This is a genomic window from Cupriavidus sp. WGlv3 (assembly GCF_023952475.1).
Lineage (GTDB): Bacteria > Pseudomonadota > Gammaproteobacteria > Burkholderiales > Burkholderiaceae > Cupriavidus > Cupriavidus phytorum.
In genome coordinates this window covers 45,872-64,086 of record NZ_JALHRX010000013.1, presented here as the reverse complement: position 1 = coordinate 64,086, position 18,215 = coordinate 45,872, and the positions used below count along the sequence as shown (strand labels likewise).

Annotated in this window: 18 protein-coding genes; 6 read left to right on the top strand and 12 right to left on the bottom strand. The window is 69.3% G+C overall.

The features are described 5' to 3' along the window. Positions 1-27: 27 nt before the first annotated feature. From murU to MKD38_RS20745, 4 genes are read right to left on the bottom strand one after another with little or no spacing between them, the layout of a single operon-like run. Positions 28-753, bottom strand: coding sequence for an N-acetylmuramate alpha-1-phosphate uridylyltransferase MurU (gene murU, locus MKD38_RS20760; RefSeq protein ID WP_252679556.1), 726 nt, complete (start codon positions 751-753; stop codon positions 28-30). After that, on the bottom strand, positions 750-1,076 hold the full coding sequence (locus MKD38_RS20755) for an AzlD domain-containing protein (protein ID WP_012351792.1): 327 nt from the start codon (positions 1,074-1,076) through the stop codon (positions 750-752). The genes murU and MKD38_RS20755 overlap by 4 nt, the downstream gene beginning before the upstream one ends. Next, complete coding sequence (locus tag MKD38_RS20750; RefSeq protein WP_252679554.1) at positions 1,073-1,876, bottom strand: AzlC family ABC transporter permease; 804 nt, start codon at positions 1,874-1,876, stop codon at positions 1,073-1,075. Before MKD38_RS20750 ends, MKD38_RS20755 begins: the two co-directional genes overlap by 4 nt. Before the next feature lie 4 nt (positions 1,877-1,880). After that, complete coding sequence (locus MKD38_RS20745) at positions 1,881-2,915, bottom strand: aminoglycoside phosphotransferase family protein (RefSeq protein ID WP_252679552.1); 1,035 nt, start codon at positions 2,913-2,915, stop codon at positions 1,881-1,883. 252 nt (positions 2,916-3,167) lie between these two features. On the opposite strand from MKD38_RS20745, the gene MKD38_RS20740 reads away from it, so the two are divergent. From MKD38_RS20740 to trpS, 5 genes are all read left to right on the top strand, one after another. Then, positions 3,168-5,609, top strand: a complete 2,442-nt coding sequence (locus tag MKD38_RS20740) for an LPS-assembly protein LptD (RefSeq protein WP_252679550.1) — start codon at positions 3,168-3,170, stop codon at positions 5,607-5,609. 9 nt (positions 5,610-5,618) lie between these two features. Next, complete coding sequence (locus tag MKD38_RS20735) at positions 5,619-7,100, top strand: peptidylprolyl isomerase (RefSeq protein WP_252679548.1); 1,482 nt, start codon at positions 5,619-5,621, stop codon at positions 7,098-7,100. A gap of 49 nt (positions 7,101-7,149) precedes the next feature. Beyond that, positions 7,150-8,238: a 4-hydroxythreonine-4-phosphate dehydrogenase PdxA gene (gene pdxA / locus MKD38_RS20730; protein WP_252679546.1), complete on the top strand. Its 1,089-nt coding sequence runs from the start codon at positions 7,150-7,152 to the stop codon at positions 8,236-8,238. A 17-nt stretch (positions 8,239-8,255) separates the two neighbouring features. Beyond that, on the top strand, positions 8,256-9,089 hold the full coding sequence (rsmA, locus tag MKD38_RS20725; RefSeq protein ID WP_252679544.1) for a 16S rRNA (adenine(1518)-N(6)/adenine(1519)-N(6))-dimethyltransferase RsmA: 834 nt from the start codon (positions 8,256-8,258) through the stop codon (positions 9,087-9,089). 72 nt (positions 9,090-9,161) lie between these two features. After that, entirely contained in the window at positions 9,162-10,199 is a 1,038-nt protein-coding gene (gene trpS / locus MKD38_RS20720; protein WP_252679542.1) for a tryptophan--tRNA ligase, read from the top strand. A gap of 28 nt (positions 10,200-10,227) precedes the next feature. On the opposite strand, the gene MKD38_RS20715 is transcribed toward trpS, so the two are convergent. From MKD38_RS20715 to glyQ, 8 genes are all read right to left on the bottom strand, one after another. Beyond that, positions 10,228-11,079 carry a DMT family transporter gene (locus tag MKD38_RS20715; protein WP_256505665.1) on the bottom strand — a complete coding sequence of 284 codons (852 nt, stop codon included), beginning with the start codon at positions 11,077-11,079 and terminating at the stop codon, positions 10,228-10,230. A 65-nt stretch (positions 11,080-11,144) separates the two neighbouring features. After that, complete coding sequence (gene gloA / locus MKD38_RS20710; protein WP_252679538.1) at positions 11,145-11,552, bottom strand: lactoylglutathione lyase; 408 nt, start codon at positions 11,550-11,552, stop codon at positions 11,145-11,147. Positions 11,553-11,647: 95 nt separating this feature from the next. Then, positions 11,648-12,526 carry a M48 family metallopeptidase gene (locus MKD38_RS20705; protein WP_252679536.1) on the bottom strand — a complete coding sequence of 293 codons (879 nt, stop codon included), beginning with the start codon at positions 12,524-12,526 and terminating at the stop codon, positions 11,648-11,650. Further along, positions 12,523-13,287 (bottom strand): lysophospholipid acyltransferase family protein, encoded by a 765-nt coding sequence (locus MKD38_RS20700; RefSeq protein ID WP_252679535.1) that lies wholly within the window; start codon positions 13,285-13,287, stop codon positions 12,523-12,525. Before MKD38_RS20700 ends, MKD38_RS20705 begins: the two co-directional genes overlap by 4 nt. A 50-nt stretch (positions 13,288-13,337) precedes the next feature. After that, positions 13,338-13,946, bottom strand: coding sequence for a D-glycero-beta-D-manno-heptose 1,7-bisphosphate 7-phosphatase (gene gmhB, locus MKD38_RS20695; RefSeq protein ID WP_252679534.1), 609 nt, complete (start codon positions 13,944-13,946; stop codon positions 13,338-13,340). A gap of 42 nt (positions 13,947-13,988) precedes the next feature. Beyond that, a complete protein-coding gene (glyS, locus tag MKD38_RS20690) occupies positions 13,989-16,112 on the bottom strand; it encodes a glycine--tRNA ligase subunit beta (protein WP_252679533.1) in 2,124 nt (707 codons plus the stop codon). Positions 16,113-16,150: 38 nt separating this feature from the next. Next, entirely contained in the window at positions 16,151-16,780 is a 630-nt protein-coding gene (locus MKD38_RS20685; protein WP_252679532.1) for a hypothetical protein, read from the bottom strand. Further along, a complete protein-coding gene (gene glyQ / locus MKD38_RS20680; RefSeq protein WP_252679531.1) occupies positions 16,777-17,727 on the bottom strand; it encodes a glycine--tRNA ligase subunit alpha in 951 nt (316 codons plus the stop codon). Before glyQ ends, MKD38_RS20685 begins: the two co-directional genes overlap by 4 nt. 296 nt (positions 17,728-18,023) lie before the next feature. On the opposite strand from glyQ, the gene MKD38_RS20675 reads away from it, so the two are divergent. Beyond that, positions 18,024-18,212, top strand: a complete 189-nt coding sequence (locus MKD38_RS20675) for a hypothetical protein (RefSeq protein WP_252679530.1) — start codon at positions 18,024-18,026, stop codon at positions 18,210-18,212. The last annotated feature ends 3 nt before the right edge of the window (positions 18,213-18,215 follow it).

The window sequence follows — 18,215 nt, the reverse complement described above, 5'->3', positions numbered from 1 at the left end:
GCGCCAGTGGCGCCAAAGTCGCGCGCGCTAGCGCCCTGGTGCGGCCGACAGCATCGCGTCGAGGTCCGCCAGTTGCGCCGGCGTGCCGACGTTCTCCCAGCGCCCGTCGAAGCGCTCGCCGGTAGCGGTGCCGGCGGCGATGCCGGCATGGTAGATCGGCGTCATCGCCAGCCGCGTGCCCGGCACGATATCGGTAAACAGCCGGGTGTCGTACAGCCCGATATTGCCGAAGGTGAGGCGCGCGCCGCTGGCCGGCTCGGCCTCTAGCGAGAGCCGGCCGTGGTCGTCCAGCGCGAAATCCCCGCGCGGATGGAACGGCGGGTTCGGCACCATCACCAGATGCATGTGCGGTGCCGCCGCGCCCGCCAGCGCCTGCGCGCGCGGCAGCAGCGCGCGGAAATCGTAGTCGCAGAAGATGTCGCCGGACACCGCCAGGAAGATCTCGCCGCGGACCGGGTCGTGCGACAGCAGCGGCAGGGCCTTGGCGATGCCGCCGGCGGTTTCTAGCGCCTCGCCCTCGGCCGAGTAGGCGATGCGCACGCCGAAGCGGCTGCCGTCGCCCAGCGCCGCCTCGATCTGCGCGCCCAGCCAGGCGTGGTTGATGACGATGTCGCGCAGCCCGGCGCGCGCCAGCGCTTCGATCTTCCACACGATCAGCGGCTTGCCGCCCACCGCCAGCAGCGGCTTGGGACAGGCATCGGTCAGCGGACGCATGCGGTCGCCGCGGCCGGCGGCAAAAATCATCACCTTCATCGGAACAGGGCCTCCAGGGCAAGCAGCGTGGCCATGCCGCCGGCAATGGTCCAGCCCACGCTGCGGGTACGTGCGGCAATCAGGATGGCGACCACGCCGGCCACCAGCCTGGCGTTGGTCGGGGTCAGGGCGAGTTCGCCCTGCTGCATCAGCAGGTCGGGCGCGATCAGCGCCGACAGCATCGCGGCCGGCACGAACTGCAGCGCGGTGCGGAACCACGACGGCAGCCGCACCCGGCCTTCGACGGCGATGAACGACAGGCGGATCAGAAAGGTGGCCAGGCCCGCGGCCAGGAACACCCACAGCAGCGTCAGCGCGCTCATGCGGCCTCCTTGCCGGCGGTGCTGGCAGTGCTGGTATCCGCGGCGTGGCTGGCGGCGCGGGGCCCCGGGCGGTTGCCGCGTCCCAGCACCAGCATGCCGACGGCGATGCCGCCCAGCGCCGCCACCATCAGGCCAAGCTTGTGCGGCAGGCTGTAGCAGGCCACCGCCAGCGCACTGGCCGCCAGCGCCGCGGCCACATGCGAGCGGTGCCGGAGGCCCGGCACGATGATGCCGATAAAGGTCAGCGGCAGGAAGAAGTCCAGTGGCCAGTGGCGCGGCACCTGGGCGCCCACCAGCACGCCGGCCAGCGTCGATAGCTGCCAGCTGGCCCACAGCGCGAAGCCGCCGCCAAAGTAATACCAGTGGCGGTAGCGGGCGCGCGGGCCGGTGTCGCCCAGCCGGTGCGTCATCGCGGCAAAGGCCTCGTCGGTCAGCAGGTAGGCGATCAGCGCCTTCCAGCGCCGCGGCAGGTGCGCCAGTGTCGGCGCGATGGTGGCCGAGTACAGCGCGTGGCGCAGGTTGACCATCGCCACCGTCAGCGTGATCACCACCGCCGGGGTGCCGGCGGTCCACAGCTGGGTCAGGATCATCTGCGAGGCGCCGCCGAACACGATCGCGCTCATGGCGCAGGCCAGCCACGCGGGCATGCCGGCGCCGACCGCCAGCACGCCGTAGATCAGCCCGAACGGCACCACGCCAAGCAGCATCGGCGCGAGCGCGCGCGCACCCGCCAGCCATTCGCCGGCGGCAGTGATGGCGGGCGCAGGCCGCTGGTCCGCACCTGAAGCGTCGGCGCGCATGGCGTCAGAACGTATAGCCGGCCGGGCTGGACACGCCTTCGAGCGCGTCCAGCAGGCGGATCAGCTTGCGCAGTTCGGTATAGCGCCCGGCCACCTGGCGCGTGTACTTCATCACCAGCGGCAGGTTGGCGAGGTAGCCGTCCTTGCCGTCGCGGTGGTACAGGCGGGCGAAGATCCCCAGCACCTTGAGATGGCGTTGCAGCCCCATCCACTCGAAGTCGCGGTAGAACTCGCCGAAATCGGCGTTGACCGGCAGCGCGGCCTTGCGCGCGCGTTCCCAGTAGCGGATCAGCCAGTCCAGCTGCTGCTCTTCATCCCATTCGATATAGGCATCGCGCCACAGCGACACCGCATCGTAGGTGATCGGGCCGGTCACCGCGTCCTGGAAGTCCAGCACGCCCGGGTTGGCGGTGCCCTCGAGCACCATCAGGTTGCGTGAGTGGAAATCGCGGTGCACGTAGACCCGGGGCTGGGCGAGGTTGTTGGCAAGCAGCGCCTCCGCCACTTCGTGCCAGTCGGCCTGCTGAGCCTCGGATAGCGTGGCGCCGAGGTGCCTGGCCACGTACCACTGCGGGAACAGGTCGAGTTCGCGCTGCAGCAGCGCGCGGTCGTAGGCGGGCAGCTCGCCGGGGCGCGTGGCCGCCTGGATCCGGACCAGCGCGGCGGCGGCGTCGGTGTAGAGGCCGTGCGCGGAGGAATCGTCCAGCTTCGACAGGTAAGTCTGGCTTCCAAGGTCGGCCAGCAGCAGGAAGCCCTGGTCCAGGTCCTGCGCCAGCACCGTCGGCACGGTCACGCCGGCGGCGCCGAACAGCCCGCAGACATGGATGAACGGGCGGCAGTCCTCGTGCGCGGGCGGGGCGTCCATCACGATTGCGGTGGGATGCGCGCGATGGCCGGTGCGGACGCGGAAATAGCGCCGGAAGCTGGCATCGGCCGAGGCCGGGACGCAGGAATCGGGATCGGCGGACCATGCCGGTCCGAGTCCGGCCACCCAGGCCTTGAGCTGGTCCAGGCGCGGGTCGTGGGGAAGAGCTGCCATACAGGTACTTGTCGGAGGTACGTGTGGGGATGGGGCGCGGGGGCGGAACGAAAGTGAAAGCCCTCGATGACACCGGAAATGAAACCGGAAGTAAGCGGCAAGAGCACCCCGGGTTGCCCCGTATAATACCCGACCAGACCGGGGCGCCGGTGGCCTCCGGGAGGGGCCGCGTTGCCCCGCAGCCTGCCCCGGCGGGGGCCTGGCGGCCTGCAGGCGAGCCGCTGCCCGTGCCGAGACTGACCACCCGTGCGAATGACCGAATCACAACGATCACCGAACAACAGGGCCTTGCCTTCGCCTGCTTTCTCCCGCGCCCCGGCCCGAGCCAGGCGCGGCGGCGGCCTGCACGCGGGCGCGCTGCGCCCGCTGGTGCTGGCCATGGCCGGCCTGTCGGCCGGCGCCCATGGGCAGATGACCGGCTCGGCGATCCCCGACCTCGACCAGGTCGAGCCGGTGTTCGAAGCCGCGCCGCCGGCGCCGCCGCTGCCGGTGGAGTCCGGCGAACTGGTGCCGCGCCTGGCCGAGCCCGCCGCCAGGGGCGAGTCCGATCCCGACGCCCCCACCTTCATCGAAGCCGACCGCATGACCGGCTACAGCGAGCGCGGCGTCGAACTCGAAGGCCATGCCGAACTGCGCCGCGACGGCGGCGTGGTCAAGGGCGACAAGCTGAGCTACGACCAGGACACCGACGAGGCCTTCGCGCAGGGCAATGTGCGCATGTCGCGCGGCGGCACGCTGGCGGTGGGCCCGGAAGCGCGGCTCAGGGTCGAGGCCAACGAAGGTTACATGCTGTCGCCGGACTACTATTTCCAGCAGACCGGCGGCACCGGCAAGGCCGAGCGCATCGATTTCCTCGACCAGAACCGCAGCATGGCCCGGCAGGCGTCGTACACCACCTGCTCGCCCGACAATGCCGACTGGTATTTCAGCGCCAACCGGATCGACCTGGACAGCGACCGCCAGGTGGGCGTGGCCTACGGCGGCGTGCTGAACTTCTTCGGCGTGCCGGTCGCGGCCGCGCCCGCGTTCAGCTTCCCGCTGAACGACGACCGCCGCAGCGGCTTCCTGCCGCCGCTGATGGGCTACAGCTCGAAGTCGGGTTTCGACGTGACCGCGCCGTACTACGTCAATATCGCGCCCAACCGCGACCTGACCATCTACCCGCGGCTGATGACCGAACGCGGGCTGCAGCTCGGCGGCGAATACCGCTACCTGAGCGAGACCTACTCCGGGCGCCTGCGCGCGGAGTTCCTGCCGGACGACAAGAAGACCAACTCGAACCGCTGGGCCTATTCGCTGCAGCACACCCAGCGGCTGGCGCCGGGCCTGGCCGCTTACCTGAACCTGAACCGGGTGTCCGACGACCGCTACCCGGACGACTTCAACCGCAGCGTGTCGCAATCGACGCTGCGGCAGTACACGCAGGAGGGTGGCGTCACCTACAACTGGCAGGACTTCACCCTGCTGGCGCGGGTGCAGAAGTTCCAGACGCTGCGGCCCAGCGAGCCCTCGTACGAGCGCGTGCCGCAGCTGAACGGCAAGTACATCCGCTATGACCTGGGCGGCTTCGACGTGCAGATGGAAGCCGACTACACCCGCTTCCGCATCCCGCTGACGTCCACCGGCTTCCAGCAGCCGCAGGGCGAGCGCATGTATTTCCAGCCGAGCATCAGCTACCCGATCGTGCGCGCGGGCTGGTACGTGACGCCCAAGGTGTCGTTCAACGCCGCGCAGTACCAGATGGAAGCGGCCACCAATACGCCGACCGCGCAGAACAACCTGTCGCGCGCGATCCCGACCGTCAGCCTGGATTCGGGCATGACCTTCGAGCGCGACGCGCCGACCATCAGCCGCCTGTTCGGGGTCAACTACGTGCAGACGCTGGAGCCGCGCCTGTTCTACGTCTACACGCCGTTCCGCGACCAGAGCCAGTTCCCGCTGTTCGACACGGTGCAGTCCGACTTCGGCTACGGGCAGATCTTCAGCGAGAACCCGTTCACCGGCTACGACCGCATTGCCGACAACAACAAGCTGACCGGCGGCGTGACCACGCGCCTGATCGAGTCCGATACCGGCATCGAACGCTTCCGCGGCACCATTGCGCAGCGCTATGACTTCACCGGGCAGCGCGTGCAGCTCAACGGCACGCTGGCCGATCCCAAGTCGGGCTCGTCGGACCTGCTCGCCGCCACCACCATCCAGCTGTTCCGCGGCTACTATCTGGATGCGGGGGTGCAGTACAACCCCGATTCGGACCGGATCAGCTACGGCAACGTGGCGTTTACCTACCGCCCCGAGTCGCGCAAGGTGTTCAACGCCGGCTACCGCTACCGCCGGCCGACCTCGGTGACCGACAATACCGCGATCGACCAGTTCGAGCTGTCGAGCCAGTGGCCGATCACGCGCCGGGCCTACGGCATCGCGCGCTTCGCCTTCGACCTGACCGCCAGCCAGATGGTCGATGCGCTCGCCGGCGTCGAGTACGCCGCGGACTGCTGGGTCGGCCGCGTGGTCTACCAGCGTTTCCGCAACACCACCCAGGGCTACACCGGGCGGGTCTTCCTGCAGGTGGAGTTCCGTGGCCTTTCCAAGATCGGGTCCAACCCGTTGAACATCCTGCGCCTGAACGTGCCGGGCTACGAGCCGGTCTCGGCCAAGCCGGTGCCGACGACCCAGTTCGATCACTATGAATGACGGATTACGATGAAACGTCAAGAATTCGCCGTGTTTTCCTTTTTGCTGACGTCCTGGCACCGGCTGCTGCTGCCGGCCGTGCTGGCCGCGATGGCGGTGCCGGCTGCCGCGCAACTGAAGGCGCCGGGATCGTCGGGGGCGCCGCGCGCCAGCGGCATCTTCGTGCCGCAGGCGTCCGACGTCACCGCGCCGTCCAGCCAGCCCAAGCTCGGCGTGCCGCAGGCCGGCGGCCAGAAGCGCTCGCAGCTGATCGACGAAGTGGTGGCGGTGGTCAACAACAGCGTGATCACGCGGCGCGAACTGCTTGACCGGGCCGACGAGATCGAGAGCCAGCTGCGTGCCGGCGGCCGTCCGGTGCCCGCGCGCGCTGACCTGCTGGGCGAGGTGCTCGAGCGCCTGGTGATGGAGCGCGTGCAGGCCCAGGCCGCGCAGGACGCCGGCATCCGCGTGACCGACCAGGAAGTCGACCGCGCCATCGAATCGGTGGCGCAGCAGAACCAGATGAACGCGGCCGAGCTGCGCCGCCGGGTCGAGGGCAGCGGCATGACCTGGACCAAGTACCGCGACGAGCTGCGCAAGCAGGTGCAGGTGATCCGCCTGCGCGAGCGCGAGGTCGACTCCAAGGTGCAGGTCTACGACGGCGAGATCGACAACTACCTGGCGGCGCGCGGCGGCCAGGGCGCGGCCGGCGGCCCGACCGAATACAACATGGCGCAGATCCTGGTGCGCGTGCCCGAGAATGCCTCGGACGCGCAGAAGCAGGCGCTGCGCGCCAAGGCCGAGGAGCTGCTCAAGCAGGCCCAGGGCGGTGCCGACTTCGCACAACTGGCGCAAACCAGTTCCGAAGGCCCGGAAGCGGCCCAGGGCGGCGCCATGGGCTTCCGCGAAATCGGCCGCCTGCCGGCGCTGTTCGCCAATGCCGTGGTCGACCTGCAGCCGGGCGCGGTGGCGCCGCAGGTGGTCGAGAGCGCCGCCGGCTTCCACGTGGTCAAGCTGGTGGCCAAGCGCGCGGCGCCGGCCTCGAGCCCGGCCGCGGCCGGCAAGATCACGCAGACCCAAGTGCGCCACATCCTGATCCGCACCGGCCCCAACATGCCCGAGGCCGAGGCGCGCCGCCAGCTCGGCACGCTGCGCGACCGCATCACCCATGGCGGCGACTTTGCCGATGCCGCCAAGCGCTTCTCGCAGGACGGCTCGGCGCAGAACGGCGGTGATCTGGGCTGGGTGTCGCCGGGCGAGCTGGTGCCCGAGTTCGAGCAGGCCATGAGCCGGCTGCGCCCGAACGAGATTTCCGAGCCGGTGGTCACGCAGTTCGGCGTGCACCTGATCCAGGTGCTGAATCGCCGCGAGACCGAGCTGTCGCCGGAGAAGCAGCGCGACTTCGCCCGTGCCGAAGTGCGCGAACAGAAGCTGCGCGCCGCCTATGATGACTGGGTGCGCCAGCTGCGCTCGCAGGCGTACGTGGAGTACCGGGTCAACCGGCAGCGCTGACGCGCCGGTCCCGTCCGCCCGCCCGTCAGCCCCTCAGCGCCAAGCCGACATGCCCGACCCGCTAGCCCTGGCCATTTCCACCGGCGAACCCGCCGGCATCGGCCCCGACATCACCATCGCGGCGCTGCTGCAGCTGGCGGGCGCCAACCATGGCTTTGACGGCGGAGCCTACCGCTTCCATGTGCTGGGCGATGCCCGCCTGCTGGCCGAGCGGGCCGAGGCGCTGGGCGTCACCCACGCCTGGGAGCGGCGCCTTGCCGACGGCGGCGTGGTGGTCGAGGACATCGCGCTGGCGGTGGCGTGCGAGGCCGGACGGCTCGACGCGCGCAACGGCCGCTATGTGCTGAAGCTGCTCGATGCCGCCATCGACGGCTGCCGCGCCCACGGCGGCGCCGCGCCCCGCTATGCCGCGATGGTCACCGCGCCGGTGCAGAAAAGCACCATCAACGACGCCGGCGTGCCCTTCACCGGCCATACCGAATACCTTGCCGACAGCGCCGGCGTGCCGCGCGTGGTGATGATGCTGGCCGGCCCGCAGCCGGCGCACGACGACGCCATGCTGCGCGTGGCGCTGGCCACCACCCACCTGCCGCTGCGCGCGGTGCCCGATGCGCTGTCGGTGCCGCTGCTGGTGGAGACCCTGGCGATCATCGATGCCGACCTGCGCCGCTGCTTCGGCATCGCGCGGCCGCGCATCCTGGTCACGGGCCTGAATCCGCACGCCGGCGAAAGCGGCCACATGGGCCGCGAAGAGATCGACATCATCGCGCCCGCGCTGGCGCAGGCCAAGGATGCCGGCATCGACGCGCGCGGGCCGTTCCCGGCCGACACGCTGTTCCAGCCGCGCCACCTGCGCGATGCCGACTGCGTGCTGGCGATGTACCATGACCAGGGGCTGGCGCCGCTCAAGTACGGCACCTTCGGCCACGGCGTGAACATCACGCTGGGGCTGCCCTTCATCCGCACGTCGGTGGACCACGGCACCGCGCTCGATCTCGCCGGCACCGGCCAGGCCGAGCACGGCAGCATGATCGAGGCCATCCGCACGGCGGTTATCATGTCTGGCCACGCCAACGGCCGACGGCCAGGCGGCGCTGCCCCGGGCCATACCCCTTCCGGCACGCAGCCGCCATGCTGACGCCGGACTAATACATCATGCGTTCTAACGTGCACCAGGGCCATGTGGCCCGCAAACGATTCGGGCAGAACTTCCTGGTCGACGACACCATCATCCACGGCATCGTCAATGCCATCAGCCCGCAGGCCGGCGACGTGCTGGTCGAGATCGGGCCGGGGCTGGGCGCGCTGACCGACCCGCTGCTCGAGCGGATCCCGCAGATGCAGGTGGTCGAACTGGACCGCGACCTGGTCGAACGGCTGCGCCGCCGCTATGGCGACCGCCTGCAGGTCCACGCCGGCGACGCGCTCGACTTCGACTTCGACAAGCTGGCCGTGCCGGGCCGCCCGCTGCGCATCGTCGGCAACCTGCCGTACAACATTTCGAGCCCGCTGCTGTTCCACCTGATGGAGTTCGCCGACCACGTGCACGACCAGCACTTCATGCTGCAAAAGGAGGTGGTCGAGCGCATGGTGGCCGAGCCCGGCAGCAAGGCCTTCGGCCGGCTGTCGATCATGCTGCAGGTGCGCTACTACATGGAGCACGTGCTGGACGTGCCGCCGGGCGCCTTCAATCCGCCGCCCAAGGTCGACTCCGCCGTGGTCCGCATGATCCCGTGGCCGCGCCACGGCGACGGCCGGCTGCGTTCGCCGCATGCCGATTGCGACATCACCGTGCTCGGCGACGTGGTCACGGCGGCGTTCTCGCAGCGGCGCAAGGTGCTGCGCAACACGCTGTCGTTCCTGCGCGACCAGGTCGATTTCGATGCCATGGGCTTCGACCTGGGCCGGCGCGCCGAGGAAGTGCCGGTCGGCGAGTATGTCGAGCTGGCCCGGCGCCTGGGCGACAAGCCCTCGGGCCAGGCCGCCTGAGCGCGGCAGCCGAATTCCCGCATCCCAAAGCATCCCGATTCTCCCGCGACTATTTCCGTGCAAGACCGTCCCATGACAGCCCAAACCAGCCAAACCAACCGGCGTCCCGTGATCCTGACCGGCGACCGTCCCACCGGCCCGCTGCACCTCGGCCACTTCGTCGGCTCGCTCAAGAGCCGCGTCGCGCTGCAGGATTCGCACGAGCAATACCTGCTGCTGGCCGACACCCAGGCCATGACCGACAACGCGCACGATCCCGACAAGGTGCGCCGCAACGTGCTGGAGGTGGCGCTGGACTACCTGGCGGTCGGCATCGACCCGGCCAAGACCACCATCACGGTGCAGTCGCACCTGCCCGCGCTGGCCGAGCTGACGTTGATGTACCTGAACTTCGTCACGGTGGCGCGGCTGGAGCGCAACCCGACCATCAAGGAAGAGATCCAGGCACGCGGCTTTGGCCGCGACATCCCGGCCGGCTTCCTGTGCTATCCGGCCTCGCAGGCCGCCGACATCACCGGCTTCAAGGCCGAGGTGGTGCCGGTGGGCGAGGACCAGGCCCCGCTGATCGAGCAGACCAACGAGATCGTGCGCCGCATCAACCACCAGGTCGGCCGCGACGTGCTGCCCGAGTGCAAGGCGATGATTCCGCAGTTCGGCCGCCTGCCCGGCGTCGACGGCAAGGCCAAGATGAGCAAGTCGATGGGCAACGCGATCGCGCTGGGGGCAGCGCCCGAGCAGATCAAGGCCGCGGTGCACAGCATGTACACCGATCCCAACCACCTGCGCGTGGCGGACCCCGGCCAGGTCGAGGGCAACGTGGTGTTCACCTACCTGGATGCGTTCGACCCGAACACCGAGGAAGTCCAGGCGCTGAAGGAACACTACCAGCGCGGCGGTCTCGGCGACATGGTGCTCAAGCGCCGCATCGAGGGCGTGCTGCAGGACATGCTGACCCCGATCCGCGAGCGCCGCGAAGCGCTGGCCAAGGATCCGGACTATGTCTTCGACATCCTGCGCCAGGGCACCGCGAAGGCGCGCGCGCTGACCCAGCAGACGCTGGAAGAAGTGCGCGACGCGCTCGGCATGTTCTCGTTCGAGTCGCGCCGCTGATCACGCTGGCGGGCTGAGGGTTTGCCCCTCACGCCCGCCGGTTCACCAGCACGATCCCCGCCAGCACCAGCACCGCCGCCACCGCAAAGCGCGGGCCCACGGCGTCGTGCATCAGCACCACGCCGAAGGCGACCCCGAACAGCGGCGTCAGGAAGGAAAACACCGACAGCCGCGACGCCAGGTAGCGCTGCAGCAGCCAGAACCAGGCCAGATAGCTGGCAAAGGCGATCAGCACCGACTGGTAGAACAGGCTGGCCAGCACCACGCCGTCGATCTGCACGGTGGCGGTCTGGCCGCCGGCCACCGCCATGCCCAGCAGCATCACCGCGGACACCGCCAGCTGGTACAGCAGCGTCTTGCTGGCCGGCGCACCGGCCAGCGGGCTGGCGCGCACCACCACGGTGGTGGCCGCCCACAGCGCGCCGGCGAGGATGCCGAGCGCATCGCCCAGCAGCGTGCTGCCCTGCGCCGACGGCGCGGCGATGCCATCGGCAAAGGCCAGCGCCATGCCCGCGAACGCCAGGGCCACGCCCAGCCATTGGCCGGGACGCAGCCGTTCTCCCGGCACCACCGCATGCAGTCCCAGCGCGGTGAAGATCGGCGCGGTGTACAGGAACACCGCCATGCGCGACGCCGTGGTGTGCCCCAGGCCGACGAAGATGCAGAAGAACTCCGCGCCGAACAGCAGCCCGGCCAGCAGGCCGGCGTTGAGGGTGCCGTCGTGCCGCCACAGCGGGGTGCCGCGCCACGCCGCGAAGCCGAACACCAGCAGCGCCGCCACCGCCGAGCGCACGCCCGCCTGCAGCACCGCGCCCATCAGCGGCGCGGTCACCTTGATCACCACCTGCTGCAGTCCCCAGGCGGCGCACAGCACCACCATCAGGCCAATGGCGGTGCCGTCGAGCGGCTGGCGCGCGACGCCTTGCGTGCTCACGGCGCAGGCCTTCAGGGACGGCTGGCGTCGCGGGTGGAATGGCGCTCGATCAGCTCGATCTTGTAGCCATCCGGGTCTTCGACGAAGGCAATCACGGTGGTGCCGCCCTTGACCGGACCGGCTTCGCGCGTGACCTTGCCGCCCGCGGCGCGGATGCGGTCGCAGGCGGCCGCGGCATCGTCGGTCTCCAGCGCGATGTGGCCGTAGGCCGTGCCGAGGTCGTAGCTGTCGACGCCGTAGTTGTAGGTCAGCTCCAGCACCGCGGTTTCGCTCTCGAGGCCGTAGCCGACAAAGGCCAGGCGGTACTTGTACTCGGGGTTGTCGCTCTCGCGCAGCAGCTGCATGCCGAGCACGCGGGTGTAGAAATCGATGGAGCGCTGCATGTCGCCGACGCGCAGCATGGTGTGGAGGAGTCGCATGGGAGGGCCTTCAACTGTTATCGGTATAGGAAGGCGCCATTTTAGTGCCTTTGGCCGAAACCCACCGCGACCGGTCCCAGTACCGGTAGCGGCCCTCAGAACGTCGGCAGCAGCTCGGGCGGGTGCGCGCGCAATTGCGCGCGGGCGTCGCGGAACTCGGGAAAGATCGACTCCACGGTCTCCCAGAAGCGCGGGCCGTGGTTCATTTCCTTCAGGTGCGCCAGTTCATGCGCGGCGACATAGTCGATCATCGACAGCGGGAAATGCATCAGGCGCCAGTTCAGCCGGATCTTGCCGTCGGCAGTGCAGCTGCCCCAGCGCGTGGCGGCCGAGGTGAGGGCGAAGCCGGTATGGCGCACGCCCAGCCTGGCGGCATAGATCTCCAGCCGCTCGGCCAGCAGGCGGCGCGCCTGCTGCTGCAGCCAGCCCTGCACGCGGTCCTTGATCTGCTGCTCGTCGGCGTGGGCCGGCAGTGCCAGGTGCAGCACGCGGCGGTCGGCATCGAACAGCAGCGCGCCGATCGGCGACTCCAGCGCCAGCGTCAGCGGCTGGCCGAGAAAGGGCAGGGCGGCGCCGTCGCGCCATTGGACCGTGGGCAGGATGCGGCGCGCTTCGCGGTGGCGCCACTCGCCCAGCTTGTTGAAGATCCAGCGCTGTTTTTCCAGGATGGCCGCCTCGATATCGGCCAGCGTGACCCAGCGCGGCGCGGTGATCGACAGGCCGCGGTCGTCGATGGTGAAGCCGATGGTGCGGCGCGCGGAACGCTTGAGGGTGTAGTGCAGCGGCCGCTCGCCGATCCGCAGCAGGCGCGCATTGGGCTGCGGCACCGGCCAGGCCGGCGCTTGCTGCGGCAGCTGCGGATGCTCCGTCTGCGGGACCAGCGGCGCCGCCGGCTGCGGCGCGTGGACGGCCTCCGCCAGCGGCAGCTCCAGCTGCGCGCCGTCGGCGTCGGAGGCGGGTCGCAGCAGCTTCATGCAGCCGACTCGCTGCGCTGCGCAACTTGGTAGCTTTCCGGATCGATGCGGCGCATGTCGCGTTCGATCCAGTCGGCCACTTCCTGATTGAGCTGGTCGGCGGTCTTGTTGGCCGATGCGATCGGCGGGCCGACCGAGATCGTCACCATGCCCGGGTACTTGAGGAACTTGTTGCGCGGCCACACCCGCCCCGAGTTGACCGCCATCGGCAGCACCCAGGCACCGGTTTCCACCGCCAGGCGCGCGCCGCCGCTCTTGTAGCGCGTCTTTACCAGGCCCGAAGGGGTGCGCGTGCCTTCCGGGAACATGATGATCCAGGCGCCTTCGGCAAGACGCTCGCGGCCCTGGCGCACGGCCGAGGCGAACGCGCGCGTGCCTTCCTTGCGGTTGATATGGACCATCTTCAGCATGCCCAGCGCCCAGCCGAAGAACGGCACCAGCAGCAGTTCGCGCTTGAACACGAAGCACAGCGGCCTGGGCATCAGCGCGACGTAGGCCACGGTTTCCCAGGCCGACTGGTGCTTGGACAGCAGCACCACCGGCTTGTCCAGCATGGCGTCCATGTGCTCATGGCCCTGGATACGGTAGTGGATGCCGCAAATGACGCGCGCGGCGCCGATGACCAGCCGGGGCCAGCCGCGCACGAAGCGGAAGCGCTGGTCGGCATTCATGAACGGGAACACCAGGAAGCAGGCACAGGCGTAGGGCGGCGTCAGCACCAGCAGGTACAGCGCGAACAACAGGGAACGAAGGAACGTCATGCGGGGGGCGCAAAGAGAAAATGGGTGCGGACGGTCGGCCGCAGGCTCGGTCAGCCGGCTGTGGCATGCCCGCTCTGGCCGCTCTGGGCCGGCTGGCGCTGGCCGCCGTCGTTGCCGGTCAGCCAGCGGGCAAAGTCGCGCAGGTCGTCGTGCACCTGCGTGCCGGGCGGCAGCCCGCCCTTGTCGAGCGTCTTCAGGCCCTTGCCGCTGCGCACCAGGTGCGGGGCGCAGCCGACCGCCACGCCGGCTTCCAGGTCGCGCAGCGAATCGCCGACGATCGGCACACCGCGCAGCTCGATGCCGAAGCGCTCGCTGATCTGTTCCAGCATGCCCGAGCGCGGCTTGCGGCATTCGCAGCCGTCCGCGGCGGTATGCGGGCAGAAGAACACCGCCTCGACGCGTCCGCCCAGCCGTGCCAGCGCCGTGTGCATCTTCTCGTGCATGGCGTTGAGCGCGCTCATCTCGAACAGCCCGCGGCCGATGCCGGACTGGTTGCTGGCGATGACCACGCGGTAGCCCGCCTGGTTGAGCGCGGCGATGGCTTCCAGGCTGCCGTCGATCGGCACCCATTCATCGGGGGTCTTGATGAACTGGTCGCTGTCGAGGTTGACCACCCCGTCGCGGTCCAGGATGACAAACTTGGGCGGCGTCTGCGGCATGTGCGGCTCCGGCGGTTGCTTGGGCGTGGCTGCGGGCGCCGCTCAGGCGGCCAGCTTGGAGATGTCGGCGACGCGGTTGGCCAGCGCATGCAGCGAGGCCAGCAGCGCCAGCCGGTTGGCGCGCAGCTGCGCATCCTCGGCCATCACCATCACGTCGTTGAAGAACTGGTCGACGGCGTCGCGCAGCTGGGCCAGGTCGCGCAGCGCGGCGGTGAAGTCGCCGCTGGCGAAGGCGGCCTCGACGGCCGGGCGCACGCGCTCGATGGCGGCGTGCAGCGCGCCTTCGGCGCCTTCCTGGAACAGCGCCGGGTTCACCGCGCCGACCGGCTCGGTGTTCTTGCGCAGGATGTTGGTGATGCGCTTGTTGGCGGCGGCCAGGGCCTCGGCCTCGGGCAGCGCGGCGAAGGTACGCACCGCTTCCATGCGGCCCAGGATGTCATGCAGCTGATCCGGGCGCAGGCTGACCACGGCCTCGACTTCATTGGTGGTGTAGCCCTTGTCCTTCAGGTAGCCGCGCACGCGGTCGTACAGGAAGTCGAGGATGGCCTCGGGCGCCGGCTTGACCGCGGCGATGCCGGCAAAGGCCTGCTGCGTCAGCGCCAGCAGCGACGACAGCGACAGCGCCAGCGGCTTTTCGATCAGCATGCGCAGCACGCCCAGCGCGTGGCGGCGCAGCGCGAACGGATCCTTCTCGCCGGTCGGCTGCAGGCCGATGCCCCAGATCCCGACCAGGGTCTCGAGCTTGTCGGCCAGCGCCACCGCGGTGCTGACCGCGTTTGCCGGCAGCGCATCGCCGGCGAAGCGCGGGCGGTAGTGCTCGGAGCAGGCCAGCGCCACGTCCTCGGCTTCGTCGTCGTGGCGGGCGTAGTAGGTGCCCATGGTGCCTTGCAGCTCCGGGAACTCGCCCACCATGTCGGTCAGCAGGTCGGCCTTGGCCAGTTCGGCGCCGCGCATTGCCGCGGCCTTGTCGGTGGCCACGCCGGCGGCGTTGAGCGCATCGGCGATATGGCCGGCGATCTGCTGCAGGCGCTGCACGCGGTCCAGCTGCGTGCCGATCTTGTTGTGGTAGACCACGCTGGCCAGTTGCGGCACGCGCGAGGCCAGGGTCTTCTTGCGGTCCTGGTCGAAGAAGAACTTGGCGTCGGCCAGGCGCGGGCGCACCACGCGCTCGTTGCCCGTGATGATCGACTGCGGCGTCTCGGTGGCCAGGTTCGACACGATCAGGAAGCGGTTGCGCAGGTGGCCATCGGCATCGGTCAGCGCAAAGTACTTCTGGTTGGTCTGCATGGTCAGGATCAGGCATTCCTGCGGCACCGCCAGGAAGGCTTGCTCGAAATGGCAGGCGTACACCACCGGCCATTCCACCAGCGAGTTGACTTCATCGAGCAGCGCCTCGGGCATGATGACCTGGTCGGCGCCGGCTTCCTGCAGCAGCGCGCTGCGCATGCGCTCGCGGCGCTCGGCATAGCTGGCCACCACGCGGCCGGCGGACTCGAGTTGCTGCGCATACTCGTTGGCATGGCGGATCTCGATCGCGCCATGCGACAGGAAGCGGTGGCCCTGGGTCAGGTTGCTGGCCTGCAGTCCCAGCAGCGTCACCGGCAGGATCTCGGCGCCGAACAGCGCGATCAGGCTGTGCGCCGGGCGCACGAAATGCACCGTGCTGCCGTCCGGGCGCTGGTAGCTCATGACCTTGGGGATCGGCAGCTTCGCCACGGTGTCTTCCAGCGTGGCCTGCAGCCCGGCGGCCAGCTCGGCGCCGCGCGCGGTATAGCGGTAGAAGAAGGCCTCGGCCTTGCCATCGGAGGCGCGCTCCAGCGACTGCCAGTCGATCTCGGCAACGCCGACCGACTTGGCCAGCGCGGCCAGCTTCTTGGCCAGCGGGGCGGTCGGCTCGCCGTTGGCACCAAGCGCCACCGACAGCGGCAGGACCTTCTCGCGCTGTTCGCGGTCCGGCGCGTTGCGGCGCACGCCGCTGACCAGCGCCGCCAGGCGGCGCGGGGTGGCGAACGGCGTCACGGTGGCGCCCGGCTCAAGCAGGTCGCGCTCGCCCAGGCCGGCGAACAGGCCCTGCGCGAAGGCGTCGCCCAGGCGCGCCAGCGCCTTGGGGGGCAGCTCTTCGGTGAACAGTTCGATCAGCAGCGAGTCGGTCATGGGTTGCGACATGAATCGTATCCAACAGGTTGTAGCGCGCGCAGCCTGGCTCAGCAGCGCGGCGAAAGATTAGGTTCGACTCCGGACAGCAGCCACAGGCCGTTCTGTTGCCGGAATTGCAGCGTGGTGTAGGCGCATTGCGCGGCCGCCGCGGCGCTGGCGGCGCCATTGCTGCCGCCGCGGCTGCCCGCCGCCGGGAAGCGCGCGTCGATGCGGCGCAGGCGCTTGTCGTAGCGGATCTCGTCGATGCGCCCGCCCACCCAGAAATCGATCTTCGGCGGCAACTGCCCGGCCGAGTAGTAGGTCTTGACCTTGCGCCGGGTGCGGCCGTTGTGGGTTTCCGTCTCGACCCAGGTCAGCGGGTAGCGGATCGCGCTTTCATAGGCGCGCAGCGGCACCCGGTGCCAGCCCAGGTCGCGCTGGCCGGACAGGTCGCACGAGAACGAGCGCACCAGCTGCGTCCACTGGTCGAGCGCGTTCAGCGATGGCCGCCACTGGCGCGCCATCGCCAGCTGCAGCGCCTGCGGGTCTGCTTCGCACACATTGCTCAGTTCGGCCGGCAGCATCAGCACCTGTGCGCTGGGAGCGGCCTGCGCGCGCGCGCCGGCGGCATTGCCTGCCGCGGCCAGCGTGGCGAGCGCCAGGGCGCAGCCCAGCGCGCCGCGCGCCAGCAGCCTCATGCCCGCGCTCCGTCGCGCTGGCCGCACATCGGGAAGCCGAGCGCTTCGCGCGAGTCGTAGTAGGCCTGCGCCACCTGGCGCGACAGGTTGCGGATGCGGCCGATATACGCCGCGCGTTCGGTGACCGAGATCGCGCCGCGCGCGTCGAGCAGGTTGAAGGTGTGCGCGGCCTTGAGCACCTGTTCGTAGGCGGGCAGCGCCAGGCGCGTGCCGGTTTCCTGAGCGGCGTCGGCGCCGTCGCCATTGCCCATCAGCCGCTTGGCCTCGCCCTCGTGCTCGGCGAAATGGCGGAACAGGATTTCGGTGTTGCTGTGCTCGAAGTTGTAGGTGGATTGCTCCACCTCGTTCTGGTGGTACACGTCGCCATAGGTCAGGCGGCGCGTCTCGCCGTTCTCGACCCACTCGGTCCAGACCAGGTCGTAGACGTTCTCGACCTTCTGCAGGTACATCGCCAGCCGTTCGATGCCGTAGGTGATTTCGCCGGTGATGGGCTTGCAGTCGATGCCGCCCACCTGCTGGAAGTAGGTGAACTGGGTCACCTCCATGCCGTTGAGCCAGACTTCCCAGCCCAGGCCCCAGGCGCCCAGCGTGGGGTTTTCCCAGTCGTCCTCGACGAAGCGGATGTCGTTCTGCTTCAGGTCCAGGCCGAGCGCCTCGAGCGAGCCCAGGTACAGCTCCAGGATGTTCTCCGGCGCGGGCTTGAGCACCACCTGGTATTGGTAGTAGTGCTGCAGCCGGTTCGGGTTCTCGCCGTAGCGGCCGTCCTTGGGGCGCCGCGACGGCTGCACGTAGGCGGCCCGCCACGGCTCGGGGCCGATCGCGCGCAGGAAGGTGTGTACGTGGGAAGTGCCGGCGCCGACCTCCAGATCGATGGGTTGCAACAGCGCGCAGCCCTGCCGGTCCCAGTAGGCCTGCAGGGTCAGAATCATTTGTTGGAAGGTCAGCATAGGAAGACTAGGTAGAGGCAAGCGGAGGCAAGCCGAGGCCGCGCAGCGCGTGCCGGAGCCGCCGCATACGGATTTTGCCAAACCCTGAATTCTATCGGCTTTTTGGCGCGGCGCCCCGTTTGGCAGGGCTGCATAGGGCACGCACCGATGGCCGGGGCGGTGCGCGGCGGTGCGCCAATGTCGGCCGCGCACAACGCATCGGGAAAATACTGACGCGGATTTCAAGTCGCGCCGCTGCTTGCCGATAACGTTTTTGTATACAGTAAGAGTAAGCAACCCGTTTCAGAGCGTTGCGATTGACGGTCCGTGCCGCTATGCAGGCACGGCGGCTGCGCGGTCTTCCGGCGGCAGCCGTATGTCAGGAATTGATTATTGATGGGGACATTCGGATCATGGCACTTCTTTCTCGCAAACCTTATCTGGTCGCAATCGCGGTCATGATCGCCGCGGCCACCGTGTCCGTGGTGACCGGGCTGCTGAACTGAACC

What these genes read in the sequence shown, in the direction of transcription:
- murU (WP_252679556.1), bottom strand. Translation starts at nt 753, where the DNA reads ATGAAGGTGATGATTTTTGCCGCCGGCCGCGGCGACCGCATGCGTCCG.
- MKD38_RS20755 (WP_012351792.1), bottom strand. Translation starts at nt 1,076, where the DNA reads ATGAGCGCGCTGACGCTGCTGTGGGTGTTCCTGGCCGCGGGCCTGGCC.
- MKD38_RS20750 (WP_252679554.1), bottom strand. Translation starts at nt 1,876, where the DNA reads ATGCGCGCCGACGCTTCAGGTGCGGACCAGCGGCCTGCGCCCGCCATC.
- MKD38_RS20745 (WP_252679552.1), bottom strand. Translation starts at nt 2,915, where the DNA reads ATGGCAGCTCTTCCCCACGACCCGCGCCTGGACCAGCTCAAGGCCTGG.
- MKD38_RS20740 (WP_252679550.1), top strand. Translation starts at nt 3,168, where the DNA reads ATGACCGAATCACAACGATCACCGAACAACAGGGCCTTGCCTTCGCCT.
- MKD38_RS20735 (WP_252679548.1), top strand. Translation starts at nt 5,619, where the DNA reads ATGAAACGTCAAGAATTCGCCGTGTTTTCCTTTTTGCTGACGTCCTGG.
- pdxA (WP_252679546.1), top strand. Translation starts at nt 7,150, where the DNA reads ATGCCCGACCCGCTAGCCCTGGCCATTTCCACCGGCGAACCCGCCGGC.
- rsmA (WP_252679544.1), top strand. Translation starts at nt 8,256, where the DNA reads ATGCGTTCTAACGTGCACCAGGGCCATGTGGCCCGCAAACGATTCGGG.
- trpS (WP_252679542.1), top strand. Translation starts at nt 9,162, where the DNA reads ATGACAGCCCAAACCAGCCAAACCAACCGGCGTCCCGTGATCCTGACC.
- MKD38_RS20715 (WP_256505665.1), bottom strand. Translation starts at nt 11,079, where the DNA reads ATGGTGGTGCTGTGCGCCGCCTGGGGACTGCAGCAGGTGGTGATCAAG.
- gloA (WP_252679538.1), bottom strand. Translation starts at nt 11,552, where the DNA reads ATGCGACTCCTCCACACCATGCTGCGCGTCGGCGACATGCAGCGCTCC.
- MKD38_RS20705 (WP_252679536.1), bottom strand. Translation starts at nt 12,526, where the DNA reads ATGAAGCTGCTGCGACCCGCCTCCGACGCCGACGGCGCGCAGCTGGAG.
- MKD38_RS20700 (WP_252679535.1), bottom strand. Translation starts at nt 13,287, where the DNA reads ATGACGTTCCTTCGTTCCCTGTTGTTCGCGCTGTACCTGCTGGTGCTG.
- gmhB (WP_252679534.1), bottom strand. Translation starts at nt 13,946, where the DNA reads ATGCCGCAGACGCCGCCCAAGTTTGTCATCCTGGACCGCGACGGGGTG.
- glyS (WP_252679533.1), bottom strand. Translation starts at nt 16,112, where the DNA reads ATGTCGCAACCCATGACCGACTCGCTGCTGATCGAACTGTTCACCGAA.
- MKD38_RS20685 (WP_252679532.1), bottom strand. Translation starts at nt 16,780, where the DNA reads ATGAGGCTGCTGGCGCGCGGCGCGCTGGGCTGCGCCCTGGCGCTCGCC.
- glyQ (WP_252679531.1), bottom strand. Translation starts at nt 17,727, where the DNA reads ATGCTGACCTTCCAACAAATGATTCTGACCCTGCAGGCCTACTGGGAC.